This is a genomic window from Streptomyces sp. NPDC023838 (assembly GCF_040639555.1).
Taxonomy (GTDB): domain Bacteria; phylum Actinomycetota; class Actinomycetes; order Streptomycetales; family Streptomycetaceae; genus Streptomyces.
Window position 1 is genome coordinate 98,834 of record NZ_JBFAAD010000013.1, and the last position, 16,532, is coordinate 115,365.

Sequence of the window (16,532 nt, forward strand, 5' to 3'; positions counted from 1 at the left end):
GTTGACCTCCATCGGTGACATACGCGAGCTCCTCGCCCGGGGAGAGCTCACCGCGGCCGAGCACGTCCAGTCGGTCCTCACCGCGATCCAGAAGACCGACATCGAGCTCGGGGCTTTCGTCTCGGTCGCGGGCGACGAGGCCGTACGGGAGGCCGAGCTGGCCGACGCCCGGATCCGCGAGCTGGGCCGGGCGGCGTTCGAGCGGCAGCCGCTGCTCGGGATCACCGTCTCGGTGAAGGACCTCATCCAGACCGGGGACCTGCCCACCGCCCGCGGATCCCTGCTGGAGAACCGGCGGGCCCGCGCCGACGCGCCCTCGGTCGCGCGGCTGCGGGCCGCCGGCGCCATCGTGGTGGGCAAGACCACGACGTCGGAGTACGGCTGGAGCGCCTCCACGGTGAGCCGGGTCGCCCCGCCCACCCGCAACCCGTGGGACCCCGAGCTCTCCGCCGGCGGCTCCAGCGGCGGCGCCGCGGCCGCGGTCGCGGCGGGCCTCGGCTCGGGGGCGCTCGGCACCGACGGCGCGGGCTCGATCCGTATCCCCGCGGCGTTCTGCGGGGTCGTTGGCTACAAGCCGTCGTTCGCCAAGGTGCCCTATGTACCCGCGTGCGCCGACCGGCTCTCCCACCAGGGGCCGATCGCGCGGACCGTGCCGGACGTCGTCGAGCTCGCCTCGGTGATGACCGGAGGGCACCCGGGCGACCCGGACTCGCTGATCGGAGCTCTCGAAGTGCCGGTCGAGCGGCGCTCGTTGCGCATCGGCTGGATCGAGTTCCCGGGCACCTCCCCGGAGATCCGCCGGGTCAGCGAGCAGGCGCTGCCCGCGCTCAGCGCGCGGGGCCACCGCGTCGAGCGGATCGAGGTGCCCTTCCGTGACCCGTATCCGGCCCTCGTCGACATCCTCGCCGCCAGCGACGCCGCCTCCACCTCGCCCGCCGACGAGGAGTGGTGCGACCCGGGCCGCCTCGCGATCGTCCGGCACGGGCGCACGCTCAGCGGCGCGACCGTGATGCGGGCCGAGGAGGTGCGGCTCGCGCTGCGCACCAGACTGCACGAGATCTTCGACCGGTACGACCTGCTGGCCATGGCCACCGTGCCCATCGAGCCGTTCGACCCGCACGCGATCGGCCCCCAGTGGGCGAGCCGTCCGGAGGACCTGCTCTGGCTGGCGTGGACACCCGCCACGTATCCCTTCAATATGACTGGCCAGCCGGCCGTTTCCCTCCCGGCCGGGCTCACCCGCGCCGGACTCCCGGTGGGGCTCCAACTCGTGGGCCCGTTCGGGGCGGACGATCTGGTCCTGTCAGCCGCACGCCGTCTTGAGGCGGACCTCGGGCCCCTGCCGGCCGCACCGGACCGAGTAACCGAAAGGATCCTGTAACCCATGTTCTCCCGGTCGTGGTCCCGCCCCTTCTCCGAGTCGGGCGGTGTGGGACGCCCCGCGTTCGTCACCGAGTTCGGCCTCTGGACCGATGAACAGGCCGCCGCCGCCGAGCAGATCGAGGCGTCGCTCGACGAGGTCGACCTCGTCCGCTTGGTCTTCGGCGACCCGCACGGTCTGGCCCGCTCCAAGACGCTCACCGTCGACGCGTTCCGCTCCGTCCTGCGCAACGGCATGGACTTCAGCTCGGGGCCCTTCATCTTCGACACCGGCCACGCGGCCGCGCTCGACTACCTCTCCGACCCGGGCGTCGGCGTCGACGAGATCGCGGGCGCGGGCAGCTTCGTCCTGGTGCCGGATCCGCTGACCTTCCAGCTGCTGCCGCACGAGGGGCCGCGCACCGCCTGGGTGCTCGGCGACGAGTACCTGCGCGACGGCTCCCCGCACCCGCTCTCCGCGCGCAACGTGCTGCGCCAGGTCGTCGCCCGGTACGCGGCCCGCGACCTGACGCCGGTGCTCGGCCTGGAGGTCGAGTGGTACCTGACCAAGCGCCTGCCCGGTCCCCCCGGAAACGCGGGCAACGGTTTCGGTCTCCAGGGCGCCGCTCCGGAGGTGGAGGCGGTGAACTCGGGCTACCAGTTCAACCTGGACTCCAACTACGACTCGGTCGCCCACTTCACCAGCCCGCTCGCCCTCAAACTGCTCGAACTCGGCCTGCCGCTGCGGTCGATCGAGCACGAGTCGGGCCCGGGCCAGATCGAGACGACCTTCAACCCGATGCACGCGCTGGACACCGCCGACGCGATGCTGCTCTTCCGCACCATGGTCAAGCAGACCGCGACGCGCCAGGGCTACCACGCCACCTTCATGTCGCTGCCGCGCGTCGACAGCTTCGACCCGAGCGGCTGGCACCTGCACCAGTCGGTGATGGACGCGAAGAGCGGCCGCAACATCTTCGCGGCCACCGAAGGCGGCATCTCCGACGAGGGCCGGGCGTACATCGACGGTCTGCTGGCCCGCGCCCGCGACCTGTGTCTGCTCTCCGTTCCCACGGTCAACGGCTACCGCCGCCTCAGCTCGGAGTTCTCGCTCTCGCCGACCCGGATCGGCTGGAGTTACGAGGACCGCAGCGTGATGCTCCGCGTGGTCGGCGGCGGCTCCGCGACCCACATCGAGAACCGGACCGGCGAGCCCACCGCCAACCCATACCTCGCCATCGCCGCCCAGCTCTCCGCGGGCTTCGACGGGCTCACCTCCACCGTGGGCGCGGCCCCGCGCCCGGCCGGCGGCGAGGACGCGTACGAGACCCTGCCGCAGTCCCTCGACGAGGCCCTGGAGGCCTTCCGGGCCGGTCAGGCCGCCGAGCTGCTCGGTAAGCCGCTGGCCGCGACGCTGGCCAAGCTCAAGGAGAGCGAGGTCTCCCGCTTCGAGGCCTGGCGCGCCCAGGAGCGGCCCGCCGAGGGCCAGGTCACCGAGTGGGAGCAGCGCGAATACTTCGAGGCCTACTGATGGCCCGTCCGGACCACCTGTCGACAAGCTCACCCTGGGGGTGCTGGCCCATATGATTCCCCGCTATACCCTGCCCGCGATGGCGGACATCTTCTCGGACCAGGCGCGGTACGCGACCTGGGTCCGGGTGGAGATCCTCGCCTCCGAGGCCCAGGTGCGCCTGGGCCGGGTGCCCGAGGACGCCGTCGAGGACATGCGGCGGGCCGCGGTCCCCACGCCCGAGCGGGTGCGGGAGATCGAGCGGGAGCGGGACCACGAAGTGCTCTCGTTCCTCGCCGCCTACTGCGAGGGCATCCCCGACGAGTCGGCCCGCTGGGTCCACCTCGGCATGACGAGCTACGACCTCGTCGACACCTCGCTGGGCCACCACCTGGCCCGCGCCACCGACCTGGTGCTCGCCGCCGGGGTGGAGCTGCGCAAGGTCCTCGTCGAGCGGGCCCTGGAGCACTGGGAGACCGTGATCGTCGGCCGCACCCACGGGGTGCACGCCGAGCCCACGTCGTTCGGCCACAAGCTGGCCCAGTTCGCCTTCGCCGTGGACCGCTCGCTCACCCGTCTCAAGGCGGCCCGCAAGGCCGTGGCGGTGGGCACCATCTCCGGCTCGGTCGGCACGTACGCGCTGATCGACCCCTCGGTGGAGGCGTACGTCTGCGAGGAGCTCGGGCTCGGGGTGGAGCCCGCGCCCAGTCAGGTCGTCGCCCGCGACCGGCACGCCCAGCTGCTCCAGGCCGTCGCGCTGCTCGGCGCGAGCATCGAGCAGATCGCCCTGGAGCTGCGGCTGCTCCAGCGCACCGAGGTCCGCGAGGTGGAGGAGCAGCGCACCTTGGCGTACCAGGGCTCCAGCGCCATGCCGCACAAGCGGAACCCGACCACCAGCGAGCGGCTCAACGGTCTGGCGCGGCTGCTGCGCGGTTACGCAGCCACCGCCCTGGAGAACGTGGCGCTGTGGCACGAGCGCGATCTGGCGCACCAGTCGGTGGAGCGGGTGATCCTGCCGGACGCACTGTCGGTGGGCCACTTCCAGGCCACCATGGCGACTCAGCTCGTCCGTGACCTCAAGGTGTTCCCGGACCGGATGCGCGAGGGCATCGACCGCACCGACGGCCTGGTCTACAGCTCGGCGGTCCTCGCCGACCTGCTGGCGGACGGTGTGGAGCGGGAGAAGGCCTACCGGGCGGTCCAGGCCGCCGCGAACCGTACGATCGCCACCGGCGAGCACTTCGGGGACACGCTGCGCCAGGAGGGCATGGACATCGGCCAGCTGCGCCCGGAGCGTTTCCTCGTCAACCACGGCGTGATTCTCGATCGATTGGAGCAGCTTCGTGACCTGGAAGATTGAGCGTGTGGAGGGTGCCGACCTGGACCTGGAGGAGGTCCTTGAGGTCTACCGCTCCTCCGGGCTCGGTGAGCGCCGTCCGATCGAGGACGTGACGCGGTTCGCCGCCATGGTGCGCAACGCCAATCTCGTGGTCGTGGCCCGTGCGGAGGGCAGGCTCATCGGCATCGCCCGCAGCATCTCGGACTTCAGCTACGCGACGTACCTCTCGGACATCGCGGTGAGCGGCGACTACCAACGCGCCGGCATCGGGCGGGCGTTGATCGACGCCACGCAGAAGGAGGCGCCGCAGGCCAAGGTCATCCTGCTGTCGGCGCCGGCCGCGGTGGAGTACTACCCGCACATCGGCTTCACCCAGCACAACTCCGCCTGGGTCCTCAACCCGTAGGAAACAAGGGGCAGTTGACCCGAAGGCCCCCGCGGTCCGGCTCGGCCGGTCGCGGGGGCCTTTCGCATGCCCCGGGGGTGTGCGAGTGCGGGTGTTGCACAATGGCTATTCCGGGGAATCACTGGTAATGCAGCGGGGCCTGCGAGGTAATGTCATCACCTCGCAGGCCCCGGCCGAAAACCGTCTTACGCTTGATGGTCGTCAATGACCACTGCGCCAAAGAATTTCTCGGCCATATGACGGTTGTTCAACTTGTTTCTCTCTTGTTGCGGGCGCGTGAAAAGGCGAAGATTCAGCCGTTGCCCAGCTTGAAACCGACCCCGCGCACGGTAATGATCCATCCGCTGTCACCGAGCTTGCCGCGGAGACTGCTGACATGGGTGTCGACAGTGCGGCGCGACCACGAGTCGCCCCAGACCTGCTGAAGCAGGCGCTTGCGCGGAATGACCGTGTCCGGATGGGAGGCGAGCAGGCAGAGCAGATCGAATTCCTTGCGGGTCAGCCCCACCTCGCGGCCGTCCAGGCTCACTTCGCGGGAGCTCACGTCAATGCGCAACCGCCCGTGCAAGATCTCTCTGGCAACAGGCGGCTGGAACCTGGCTCGGCGCATGACGGCTTCGATCCGTGCCATTAATTCCCGGAAGCCGTAGGGCTTGACCACATAGTCGTCCGCGCCGGCCTGGAGGCCGAGGACGCAGTCGAGCTCGGAGCCGCGGGCCGTGACGATGATCACGGGGATGCCGCTGACCGAGCGGATGGCCCGGCAGACCTCCAGGCCGTCCAGGTCCGGGAGTTCGAGGTCGAGCAGGACGAGGTCGACGTCCTCGTAGGCCTGCAGGGCAGTGCTGCCGCTCTTTACGCCGATGGCTTCGTGGCCGTGCCTGCGCAGGCGGCACACCAGGGACTCCGCGCCGTCGACGTCGCTGTCGACCACGAGGATCCGCCGGCCCCGGGAGAGGCCCGCCACCCTGCGTACCGCTTCGGACACGCCCTCTTCGATCAGGTGTGGTCCACCCGGACCACGCTGGACAGGTATATGAGGCTCCAGCACTGCCTCCGACGAACTCTGAGTCATGCCTCCCCCGCGAGTCATGTCCCTCCCCCATCTGAGTGAGTCCAATATGAGATCCGGACCGGATCTCACCGACGAACACCGACGAACCTACAGACCGCTGGTAGGGAATTCAAAGAGGTTCGAGCAAATAACAAATAAACTGTGTCGTTTATTGAGCGAGATCGGACAGAGCGAGCGCCTCTTCGTTTCCCTACGTGATCACGGCGGGGAGTCCCCGTCAACCAGGCCTCGCCATGCGGAAGCGGAACACTGGAAGGTCCGTTGATTCAACCAAGAGTAACTCGCCGCGACTTACATAATCCGGCCATCTTGGCGCGCCTCTGACGTTGACGCTGCCATGACATGATGTTCGCCACATCGGCCTGGAGGTTTACGGAATTCGGGCCGGTCTGCTGACAACAAGTTAAATAACAGGTGCCCAAGTGGCGTCGCGGTGGCCGTTGGCTGGAATTCGCCTGTACTGCACCTCAGTCGGGCGCGTCTCGCGGCTCCCACCGCTCCCTGTGATCGGGCTGTAGCTTGCAGTACGGCAACACCTGCATGACGAAGACCCCCATTCACCGCACAGAATGGTCGTCCGGGAGAGTGCGTGTCAAGTAAAGTCCGGGGGCCCTGAACAGCGGCGCGCCCCGGGCGGGGCCGCCGGGTGGGGGCGGCCCGCTCGGGGCGCTGCGCTGCGCTCACCGCGAGGGAAATGCACGGTACCGACCAGGAATTGACGGATCGTCAGGCATCTTCGTCAGGCGTGCACCGGGCCGCCCGCCCGCCAGGTACGCGGGCCGTCGAAGCCCGGCGCCCGGTCGGTGCGGCGCCAGCTCGCGGAGCGCTGGCGCGGGATCATGACCCGGGCCGCCTCCGCCCGGGCCTCCATGGCGGAGAAGTGCGCGAAGAACAGCGCGGCCAGCGCCGCCAGTTCCTCCGGATCGGGATTGCCGCGTTCGACTCTCAGCAGCTCACGGCAGTGCTCCAGGGTCATCTCGGCAGGCTCGGCGGCGGTCTCGGCGGCGGTCTCTGCGGGCTCGGTGATCTGGGTCATCTCGCTCATGTCGGTCCCCTCTCTAGGGAAGTCGGGCCTACGGGTCGCTGCGGGAGCCGCGCCTACTGGGGCGGGTTGCCGTGCTTGCGGCGGGGCAGTTCGGCGTCCTTGGCGATGAGCATCGCGACCGAGCGGCACAGCACCGAGCGGGTCTCGCGCGGGTCGATGACGTCGTCGACCAGGCCGCGCTCGGCCGCGAAGTACGGGTGCACCAGCTCGCTCTTGTACTCGTCGATCTTCTGCCTGCGCATCGCGTCGGGGTCCTCGGCGGCGGCGATCTCCCGGCGGAACACCACGTTCGCCGCGCCCTCGGCGCCCATCACCGCGATCTCGTTGGTGGGCCAGGCGAACGAGAGGTCGGCGCCGATGGAGCGCGAGTCCATCACGATGTAGGCACCGCCGTACGCCTTGCGCAGCACCACCGAGATGCGCGGAACGGTGGCGTTGCAGTACGCGTACAACAGCTTGGCGCCGCGCCGGATGATGCCGTCGTGCTCCTGGTCGACGCCCGGCAGGAACCCGGGGACGTCGACGAGGGTGATCAGCGGGATGCTGAACGAGTCACAGAACTGGACGAACCGCGCGCCCTTCTCGCTCGCCTTGATGTCCAGCACGCCCGCCATGGCGGAGGGCTGGTTGGCGACGACGCCCACCACATGGCCGTCGAGCCGGGCCAGCGCGACCACCAGGTTGGGCGCCCAGTTGGCGTGGATCTCCATGTACTCGCCCTCGTCGACGATCTCCTCGATCACCGAGCGCACGTCGTAGGAGCGGTTGCCGTCGGCCGGCACCAGGTCGAGCAGGGCCGTGCCCTCGCGGTCCACCGGGTCCGAGGTCTGGGCCGGCGGCGGCATCTCCCGGTTGTTGGAAGGCAGCAGCGACAGGAGGTAGCGCACCTCCGCGAGGCACGTCTCCTCGTCGTCGTACGCGAAGTGCGCCACGCCCGAGATCCCGGCGTGCACGTCCGCGCCGCCCAGGCCGTTCTGGGATATCTCCTCGCCGGTCACCGCCTGCACCACGTCCGGGCCGGTGATGAACATCTGCGAGGTCTCGCGGACCATGAACACGAAGTCGGTCAGCGCCGGGCTGTAGGCCGCGCCGCCCGCGCACGGGCCGAGCATCACGCTGATCTGCGGGATCACCCCGCTGGCCTTGGTGTTGCGCTGGAAGATGCCGCCGTAGCCCGCCAGCGCCGAGACGCCCTCCTGGATACGGGCGCCGGCGCCGTCGTTCAGGGACACCAGCGGCGCCCCGGCCGCGATGGCCATGTCCATCAGTTTGTGGATCTTGGAGGCGTGGGCCTCGCCCAGCGCGCCGCCGAAGATGCGGAAGTCGTGCGCGTACACGAAGACCGTACGGCCCTCGACCGTGCCCCAGCCGGTGATCACACCGTCGGTGTACGGCTTCTTCGCCTCCAGGCCGAACCCGGTGGCGCGGTGCCTGCGCAGCTGCTCGACCTCGGTGAAACTGCCCTTGTCCAGGAGGAGTTCGATCCGCTCGCGCGCGGTGAGCTTGCCCTTGGCGTGCTGGGCCTCGGTCGCCTTGTCGCTGGGGCCGCGGACGGCCTGTTCCTTGCGTTCGCTGAGTTCGTCCAGCCGGTCGGAGACCTCGGCGGAGGACTGTGTGGTCGGCGTGGTCGGCATGGTGTTCTGTTCCCCCTGTAGGTTGCGGATCCCTGGTGCGGAAGGGACTGCCTTCACGGTCACGTCGGGTGGTTGCGGAGTGCGGCCGCGGCGGCGTAGCCCGGCTGTACGGGCACGTTGCGCACCGTCCAGCCGTGCGGGCGGCCCGGGGCGTCGCGGTCGCCCAGGTAGTCCGCCGCGGGTGAGCGGGTGAGGCCGGTGCCCAGGCCCTTGAGATAGGCCTCCTTGCGGGTCCACAGCCGCGCGAACGCCTCCGCCCGCTCGGTGTCGGGCAGCGCGCGCAGTTCCTCGCGCTCCTGCGGGTGCAGCCGGGGCAGCACCATCTCGACGGCCTCGGGCGACGGGACGCGCTGGACGTCGACGCCCACCGGGTCCGCCGCGACCCCGATGGCGATCAGGCCGTGGCTGTGCGAGAGGTTGAAGTGGAGCGGCACGGGCGGATCGATCAACTGCGGTTTCCCGTACGGCTCTTCGCCCCGGCCCAGGACGATCCTTCCTGGTTCGAGGCCGGTGTACGCGGCGAGCAGACCCCGCAGGGTGGCGTGCGCGGCCACGTACTGGATCCGGTCGCGCACGGAGACATAGGACGCCGCGCGCGCCGACTCCATCTCGTCCAGGGCCCGCATCAGCGGGCACACCGCCGCCACCTCCTCGGCGGGCGGCCGGAACACCAGCAGGTGCAGCCGGCCCGCCGCGGGGGCCGCCCGCAGCGGCGTACGGGTCGCGTTCACCGGCCCACCGCCTCGTGGACGGGGCCGTCCTGCTCCGGGTCGCCCTCGGGCTCCTCGACGGGCTCCACGCGCCCGCCCCGCCGGTCGTACGCCAGCGCGGTGAGCGCCGCCGCGAGCGAGACCAGACCGCCCACGTAGAAGCCCGAGCGGGCGCCCAGGTGTTCGGCGAGCCAGCCGATGAGCAGCGAGCCCAGCGGGGTGGAGCCCTGGAGGATCAGGGTGTACAGCGCCATCACCCGGCCCCGGTACTGCGGGTCGCTGCCGAGCTGGACGCGGTGGTTGACCGCCTGGACGAAGAAGATGGTGGCGCCGCCGGTGAGCGAGAGCAGCACGATGGCGGCCGCGAAGTCCGGCGCCCAGCCCGCCACCGTCTCCAGGACCGCGAAGGCCAGCGCCGCGCCCACCACCAGACGGCTGGAGGGACGGCCGCGCCGCGCGGTGGTGGCGAACGCGGCGATCAGCGAGCCCGCCGCGAACCCGGTGGTGAGCAGCCCGAACGAGGCGGCGTCGGCGTGGAAGACGGTCTTGGCATACAGCGGCAGTGTGAGCTGGAAGTTGAGCCCGAAGAGCGCGATCACCCCGACGAGGAGGAGCGGCAGCTTCAGGTCCGGGCGCCCGGCGACGTACTTGAGCCCGTCGACCACCCGGGGCCGGGTGTCCTGGCGTGCGCCGAGGAGGAGCTCGCCGGGCCGCATCATCCGCAGCCCGACCACGGTCGCCAGATAGCTGACGGAGTTGAACAGCATCACCCAGCCGGTGCCGAAGCCCGTGATGAGCAGCCCTGCGAGGGCCGGGCCGACGACGCGGGCGGTGTTGAAGTACGCGGCGCTCAACGCCGAGGCGTTCGGCAGCAGTTCGGGCCCGACCAGCTCGCTCACGAACGACATCCGGGTCGGCACCTCGACGGCGTTGACGACGCCGAGGCCGAACGCGCACAGCCAGATGTGCCACAGCTGGACGGCGTCCGCGAACGCCAGCAGCGCCAGGACCAGGGCCAGCGCGCCGGACGCCAGGTTGGCGCAGGTGAGCAGCAGCCGCTTGTCGTAGCGGTCGGCGAGGCGGCCGCCGTACAGGGTGAGCAGCAGCAGCGGTGTGAACTGGAGCGCGGTGACGACGCCGAGGGCGGTCCCGGAGTTGTCGGCGAGGCCCAGGACGATCCAGTCCTGGGCCACGACCATCATCCAGGTGCCCGCGACGGAGACGACCTGTCCGGCCGCGAAGAGCCGGAAGTTGCGTACCGCCAGGGAGCGGAAGGGATGGGCGAAGGTGCTGGTCATAGGCTCGGATGGTCAGGCACCGCGTCCCGCCCTGGTGATGCAGTCCTCCAGGAACGCGAGCGTGCGCAGGTGGTAGGAGCGGGCCGCCCAGCCGAGGCTGATGTTGTGGCCGGCGTCCGGCTGGCGGTCGACGACGATGCGGGGCGCGGCGGTCAGCTGGGCGGCGAGGTCGGCGAGGTCCTTGTCGCCGTGCAGCCACCAGCCCTCGTGCTCGGCGAAGGTGAGCCGGACGGGGATGCGGACGCGCGGCGCGAGGGTCGCGAACAGCTCGGGCCAGCGCGGCAGTTCGCCCGCCTCGCGCTCCGGCATCGGCGCCACCAGGGAGCCGCTGCTGCGGAAGGTGTCCGGCGGGTACAGCCGCAACGGCCCCCAGTGCCGGGCGATGTGCTTGAGGCCCTTGCGGATCACGCCCGGGGTGACGGCGTAGCGGTGGCCGCAGCCGGAGATGTCGAGGCCGAGGAGGCCGTCGCCGGTGCAGTGGGCGGCGGCGGAGAGCGCCAGCTTGCCGCCGAAGGAGTGGGCGACGAGCAGGATGCCCGCGCCCGTCGGGTACTTGGCGGTGAAGTCGTCGATCCCGGCGCGCAGCACGTCGGTCTGCTCGGCGACGGTCAGTCCCTCGGGCAGCTGGGCGGCGGAGTGCCCGTACCCGGGCCGGTCGACGGCGAGCACGGTGTAGCCGAGCCGGGCGCCGAGGGTGAGCAGGGAGAGCTCGGGGTGGGCCTGACCGTCGAAGTACCCGGCGCTCATGCCCCCGCCGTGGACGGCGACGACGGTCGCACGGGGGGTGCCCTCCGGCTCGCACAGCAGCGCGGACAGGGTGACACCGCCCGCGTCCAGGGTGATCCTGCGAACGCCCTGGGAGACGGCGCCCGGTGCGAGCGTGCTTTCCATTCAATGCCCCCGTTTGCGTTGAGGTTCGTTTCGCTGCGGCCCCGCGCCCCGATAGGGGCGCGGGGAACTGCGCGACCAGCCGGAGACGGCCCGCAGACGCTTCACAGCCCTCTGGACCGAGCTCTTCGGCGTCACGACCCGGCCGGGCCGAACCACTGCCCGAGCGCGGCCTCCAGGGCCGAAACGTCGTCCCCGGCCCAGGCGACGTATCCATCGGGCCGTACGAGCAGCGCGCCCGCACCCGCGAGCGGATCGACCCCGCCGTCCACCGGCTTGACCGAGGCGGTGACGACGTCGACACGCCCCGTCCACCCGGCCGCGGCCGCCCGGACCACACCGGAGTCGGCCAGATCGAGCAGCACACCGCGAGCCGGGTGCAGCAGTTCGGTGGTGCTGGTCTCACCGTCCGCCAGGACCAGGGCGCGGGGCGGAATCCGCCGCCCCACCAACGGATGCCCGTCCCCCAGCTCGTACCGGATGTCCAGACCACTGACGATCCCGGCGAGGTGGCGCTTGACGTCGTCGTACTGGATGAGCTCGCCGAAGAGCTGGCGCAGCGGGTCGGCCTCGGGTCCGCCGAGGAAGACCATGCCCTGGGCGCGGGTGTTCATCAGCAGCCGCGCACCCACGGGGTGGCGCTCGCCGTGGTACGTGTCGAGCAGCCCCTGGGGCGCGGTCCCGGCGATCTCCGCGGCCAGCTTCCAGCCGAGGTTGGCCGCGTCCTGGACACCGGTGCTGAGGCCCTGGCCGCCGGCCGGGAGGTGGATGTGGGCGGCGTCGCCGACGAGGAGGACCCGGCCGCGCCGGTACTCGGAGGCCTGGCGGGTGGCGTCGCTGAAGAAGCTGACCCACTCGGCGCCGCCGTGCGAGATGTCCTCACCGGTGATCGACTGCCAGGCCGCCGCGACCTCCTCGAAGGAGACCGACTCGCCGCTGGTGCGGGCGGCCGCGTTGTCGGGGCAGACGATGATGCGGTCCACGCCCGGGGCGAGCGGGGCCGCCATCACCATGCCGTTGTTGAGCCGCTCCCCCAGGAAGCGCGGGCGCAGCTCGCAGCCGGTGACGTCGGCGAGGAACATCGCCCGGGTCGCGGAGGTGCCCGGGAAGTCGAACCCGGCGGCCTCGCGCACCAGGCTGCGGCCGCCGTCGGCGCCCACCAGATAGGAGGCGCGCAGCTTGCGTACCGCGTGGGGCGTCTGGACGGTGATCTCGACGTCGTCGCCGTCCAGGTAGCCGTCGGTCAGCCCCAGGAACTCCCAGCCGCGCCGGATGTCGACGCCGAGACCGGCCGCCCACTCCTCCAGGACCGCCTCGGTCTTGTACTGCGGGATGCCGCGCGCCCCGAAGTGCCCGCCCTCCAGGACGGTGTAGTCGAACTGCACCCCGCCGAAGTGGCCCATCGGGCTGATCTCCAGCGTCTCGCCCTGGCCGAACCGGGGCAGCAGTCCGCGCTGGTCGAAGATCTCCATGGCGCGGGCCGTGAAGCCGAGGCCCCGGGACTGCCCGGTGGGCTTCGCCAGCCGTTCGACGACGACGACACGCGCCCCGCCCAGGCGCAGCTCGCCGGCGAGCATGAGACCGGTCGGACCCGCGCCGACGATGATGACATCGGTGTCCACGGCTGTCCCCTCCATAGTGTTCCCTTTCCTGGACGTGCCCGGTGGTTCCCTGTCCTGCTGTGGAGTCGTGCGGTCGTGCGCGGGGGTGGGGTGGTACGGGAGTCAGCGCGCGGGGCCGAACCAGCGCTCCAGGGCCTCCCGCAGCCCGGTGCCGTCCGTGCCGGGGGCCGCGGCCCACGCGACGTACCCGTCGGGCCGCACCAGGACGGCGCCCACGCCGGCGAGGGCGCCGTCCTTCTCCGGCACGGCCGGCAGCACGGTGACCCGGTCGGCCCAGCCGGAGGTGTCCGGCAGCGCCGCACCGCCGCCGGACAGATCGAGGAGCACACCGCGTGCGGTGCGCAGCAACTGGGCCGTGTTCACCGGGCCTTCGCCGGTGGTCAGGCCCGCGTCCGGCAGCCGGGCGCCGAGCAGCGGGTGCCCGGGGCCGCCTACGTCGTAGCGGATGTCGAGGCCGCTGATCATCCCGGCGAGGTGCGCCCGGACGTCGTCGTGGCCGAGCAGCTCGGTGAGCACCGAGCGCAGCGGCTCCACCTCGGGGCCGCCGAGCAGCAGCATGGCCTGCGCCTTGATGTTGGACAGGACCCGCCGGCCGACCTCGTGGCGTTCGGTGTGGTAGGTGTCGAGCAGGCCCTCGGGGGCCGACTCGCCCAGGTGCAGGGCCAGCTTCCAGCCGAGGTTGAAGGCGTCCTGGAGGCCGAGGTTGAGGGCCTGGCCGCCGATCGGCATCTGGCGGTGGGCCGCGTCCCCGGCGAACAGGATCCGGCCGCTGCGGTACCGGGTGAGCTGGCGGTTGGCGTCGCCGAACGAGTTCGCCCACAGCGGGGTCCCGCCGCTGATGTCCTCGCCGGTGACGCGCTTCCAGACCGCCGCGATCTCGCCGAACTCCGGGTCACAGGTGCGGGGTTCGGCCTTCGAGCCGAACTCGTGCACCATCACCCGGGTCACCCCGTCGCGGGTCGCCGCGATGGCGAGCCCGGCGGGCAGCCGCTCGAAGCGACGGTTGGGGATGGTGACGCCCGCGACGTCGGCGCGCAGCAGCTCGCGACCGGCGTCGTTGCCCGGGAACTCGGCCCCGGTGAGGCGGCGCACGGTGGAGTCCTCGCCGTCGCACCCGACGAGGAAGCCACCGCGCACCACGACCGTGCCCTCGGGCCCGGCCGCCGTCGCCTCGACGAAACCGCCCCGGTCGGACACCTCGCGCAGCTCGCGGCCGCGCCGGATGTCCACGCCCAGCGAGAGCGCCCACTCCTGGAGCAGGGCCTCGGTCCGGGTCTGGGGCATCTTCCACTGCCCGGGGAAGGGGCTGGGCAGCGTGAGGTCCATCGGGATGCCGCCGAAGTGGCCGCGCGGCTCGTTCGGCGGCGTCCCGAAGACGTCGAGCAGGCCGCGGCTGTCGAGGAGCTCCATGGTGCGGGCGTGCAGCGTGGAGGCCCTCGACTCCGTGGTGGGCGTGGCCCGTTGTTCCAGTACGACCACGTCGGCGCCGCCAAGACGCAGCTCACCGGCGAGCAGAAGCCCGACGGGGCCGGCGCCGACGACGATGACCTGTGTGTCCAGGCGGTCCGGGGTCATGGGTGGGTCAGCCCTTCTGCTCGGCGTACGTCTTGGCGTGGTTGAGCGTGGCCAGGCTGTTGGTGGACAGCGCGGTGTGCACGTACTCACGGGCGTCCGCGACGGTGGCCTCGGGGCCGAGGATCTTCGCGATGTTGTCCGTGTTGAGCGTGACGGTGTGCTGCGAGGAGGCGGCCGTGCCCTCGGGGGTCTCCTCGAACGTCCAGATCCCGGTGTGCAGGGTCATCAGCGCGGGCAGCGTGACCTGCTTGTACGCGATCTTGTGGTGCGGGAAGGTCACCCGGAACGACTTGGTGGTGTGCACCGAGCCGTCCTTGGCGCGGGTGTCCATCTCCAGGGTCTGGAGTCCGGGGGTGTCCTCGGTGAGCCGGACGACGGCCACGTGCGGCAGCCGCTCGGACCAGAGGTTCGCCTCGTTGATGAAGTCGTACAGGTCCTTGGGCGAGCCCTGGACGATGACGGTGTCGGTGAACGAGAACGTCACCTCCTCGCTCGCGTGGGCCAGTTCGACGTTCTGCTTGAGCGCGGCCAGCTCCGAGCGGCTGTTCTTGTCGACGGCCTCGTCGATCCAGGCCAGGCCCTCGGGGTCGTCGTCGATCGCCCGGTAGTCGTGCAGCAGCCGCACGCGCGAGGAGTTCTCGGCCAGGGTCTCGATGATCCAGGTGCCGCCCATCGCCGCGACCGGCGGCGTGGTGACCTCCTGGCGGAAGGTGATGCGCAGGCCCTCCGGGTCCAGCTCACGGTGCGAGGTCCAGTTCTTGGCCTCGCCGTTGGCGGTGGCCCAGATCCGGATGCGCTCGTGGTTGTCGTGCTCGCCGACCTGGTCCACGTAGATCGTGGGCGGGAAGATCCGCGGCCAGTTGGTCACCTCCGCCAGCAGCCGGTACACCGCGGCGGCGGGGGCCTCGATGGTGATCTCGTGCTCGACCTCACGGGTCGTCATAACCGCTCCTCCTTGGGGTACTTGGCGGATCAGAAGTTGCCGAGGCCGCCGCAGACGTTGAGCGCCTGCGCGGTGATGGAGGCGGCGGTGTCGGAGGCCAGGTAGCCGACCAGACCCGCGACCTCGTCCGGGGTGGAGTAACGGCCGAGCGGGATCTTGGCCTGGAACTTCTCCAGGATCGCGTCCTCGGAGGTGGAGTACGCGGCCGCGTAGCCCTGCCGCACGCGCTGCGCCATCGGCGTCTCGACGTACCCCGGGCAGACGGCGTTGACCGTGATGCCGGTGGGCGCGAGCTCGTTGCCGAGCGCCTTGGTGAAACCGACCACGCCGTGCTTGGAGGCCGAGTACGGGGCGCCGAGCACGACGCCCTGCTTGCCCGCGGTGGAGGCGATGTTGATGATCCGGCCGCGGTCCTTGTGGCGCATGCCACCGGTGTTGAGGACCTCGCGGGTCATCCGGAAGACGCTGTTCAGGTTGGTGTCGATGACGGCGTCCCACAGCTCGTCCTCGATGTCGGCGGTGACGCCGCCACCGGACCGGCCGGCGTTGTTGACCAGCACGTCGACGGTGCCGAAGCGGTCGACGGCCGCCTGCACGAAGGCCTTGACGCTGTCGGCGTCGCAGACGTCCAGCACCGAGCCGTCGGCCTCCAGGCCCTCGCCCTGGAGCTGCTTGACGGTCTCGGTGACGTTGTCGGCGTTGCGCGCGCCGATGAAGACCTTGTGGCCCTGGGAGGCGAGCAGCCGGGCCACGGAGAGCCCGATGCCGCTGGTGGCACCCGTCACCAGAGCGACCCGTGCGGTGTTCTTGGTCATGTCGTTCTTCCTTGTCTGTGGCTCGGGTCGATGGCTCAGGCGGCGGACGCGGAGGAGAGCTGGGCGTTGACGACCTCGATGAGGGCGCGCGGCGTGGTGGCGTCGGTCAGCGCGTCGTCGTCCAGCGAGATGCCGTACTCGCGCTCGATGCGGCCGCCGGTCTCCAGGAGAGCGAGCGACTCGTATCCCAGGACCTCGAACTCGGTGTCCAGAATGTCGCCGTCCAGGTCGACGCCCTCGTCGGCGCCCGCTGCCTCAAGGAGGATGCGCTTGAGGTCGTCGAGGGTGAACGTGGTGGCCATGGGATTTCCCT

The 16,532-nt window shown here is 71.0% G+C and carries 15 protein-coding genes; 4 read left to right on the top strand and 11 right to left on the bottom strand.

Going from position 1 to position 16,532, the window contains the following annotated elements; all coding sequences use genetic code 11:
• Position 1 precedes the first annotated feature (1 nt).
• Genes AB0G17_RS18285 through AB0G17_RS18300 form a run of 4 tightly spaced genes read left to right on the top strand, consistent with a single transcriptional unit; the run spans position 2 to position 4,614 of the window.
• Entirely contained in the window at positions 2-1,381 is a 1,380-nt protein-coding gene (locus AB0G17_RS18285) for an amidase family protein (RefSeq protein WP_361383138.1), read from the top strand.
• 3 nt (positions 1,382-1,384) lie between these two features.
• Complete coding sequence (locus AB0G17_RS18290; RefSeq protein ID WP_361383141.1) at positions 1,385-2,890, top strand: glutamine synthetase family protein; 1,506 nt, start codon at positions 1,385-1,387, stop codon at positions 2,888-2,890.
• Positions 2,891-2,942: 52 nt separating this feature from the next.
• Entirely contained in the window at positions 2,943-4,229 is a 1,287-nt protein-coding gene (gene purB, locus AB0G17_RS18295; protein ID WP_361383144.1) for an adenylosuccinate lyase, read from the top strand.
• Positions 4,213-4,614 (top strand): GNAT family N-acetyltransferase, encoded by a 402-nt coding sequence (locus AB0G17_RS18300; protein ID WP_361383147.1) that lies wholly within the window; start codon positions 4,213-4,215, stop codon positions 4,612-4,614. The genes purB and AB0G17_RS18300 overlap by 17 nt, the downstream gene beginning before the upstream one ends.
• A gap of 292 nt (positions 4,615-4,906) precedes the next feature.
• Here AB0G17_RS18300 and AB0G17_RS18305 read toward each other — a convergent pair whose 3' ends face one another.
• The 11 genes from AB0G17_RS18305 to AB0G17_RS18355 all read right to left on the bottom strand — a co-directional run bounded on the left by AB0G17_RS18305 (position 4,907) and on the right by AB0G17_RS18355 (position 16,521).
• Complete coding sequence (locus AB0G17_RS18305; RefSeq protein ID WP_067166387.1) at positions 4,907-5,689, bottom strand: response regulator transcription factor; 783 nt, start codon at positions 5,687-5,689, stop codon at positions 4,907-4,909.
• 739 nt (positions 5,690-6,428) lie between these two features.
• Positions 6,429-6,734: an acyl-CoA carboxylase epsilon subunit gene (locus AB0G17_RS18310; RefSeq protein WP_361383151.1), complete on the bottom strand. Its 306-nt coding sequence runs from the start codon at positions 6,732-6,734 to the stop codon at positions 6,429-6,431.
• Between the two features lie 53 nt (positions 6,735-6,787).
• Complete coding sequence (locus AB0G17_RS18315) at positions 6,788-8,368, bottom strand: acyl-CoA carboxylase subunit beta (RefSeq protein WP_361383154.1); 1,581 nt, start codon at positions 8,366-8,368, stop codon at positions 6,788-6,790.
• Between the two features lie 59 nt (positions 8,369-8,427).
• Entirely contained in the window at positions 8,428-9,099 is a 672-nt protein-coding gene (locus AB0G17_RS18320; RefSeq protein ID WP_361383157.1) for a 4'-phosphopantetheinyl transferase superfamily protein, read from the bottom strand.
• Entirely contained in the window at positions 9,096-10,376 is a 1,281-nt protein-coding gene (locus AB0G17_RS18325; RefSeq protein ID WP_361383160.1) for an MFS transporter, read from the bottom strand. The genes AB0G17_RS18320 and AB0G17_RS18325 overlap by 4 nt, the downstream gene beginning before the upstream one ends.
• A 12-nt stretch (positions 10,377-10,388) precedes the next feature.
• Entirely contained in the window at positions 10,389-11,267 is an 879-nt protein-coding gene (locus AB0G17_RS18330) for an alpha/beta hydrolase family protein (protein ID WP_361383163.1), read from the bottom strand.
• Positions 11,268-11,398: 131 nt separating this feature from the next.
• The gene (locus AB0G17_RS18335) at positions 11,399-12,901 is read right to left on the bottom strand and encodes an FAD-dependent monooxygenase (RefSeq protein WP_361383166.1); all 1,503 of its coding nucleotides are present in this window, start codon (positions 12,899-12,901) and stop codon (positions 11,399-11,401) included.
• An 87-nt stretch (positions 12,902-12,988) separates the two neighbouring features.
• Positions 12,989-14,461, bottom strand: a complete 1,473-nt coding sequence (locus tag AB0G17_RS18340; protein ID WP_361383169.1) for an FAD-dependent monooxygenase — start codon at positions 14,459-14,461, stop codon at positions 12,989-12,991.
• Between the two features lie 7 nt (positions 14,462-14,468).
• Positions 14,469-15,404, bottom strand: coding sequence for an aromatase/cyclase (locus AB0G17_RS18345; RefSeq protein WP_361383172.1), 936 nt, complete (start codon positions 15,402-15,404; stop codon positions 14,469-14,471).
• Positions 15,405-15,433: 29 nt separating this feature from the next.
• The gene (fabG, locus tag AB0G17_RS18350) at positions 15,434-16,219 is read right to left on the bottom strand and encodes a 3-oxoacyl-ACP reductase FabG (RefSeq protein WP_361383175.1); all 786 of its coding nucleotides are present in this window, start codon (positions 16,217-16,219) and stop codon (positions 15,434-15,436) included.
• Between the two features lie 35 nt (positions 16,220-16,254).
• Positions 16,255-16,521, bottom strand: coding sequence for an acyl carrier protein (locus AB0G17_RS18355; protein WP_358832637.1), 267 nt, complete (start codon positions 16,519-16,521; stop codon positions 16,255-16,257).
• Between the last annotated feature and the right edge of the window lie 11 nt (positions 16,522-16,532).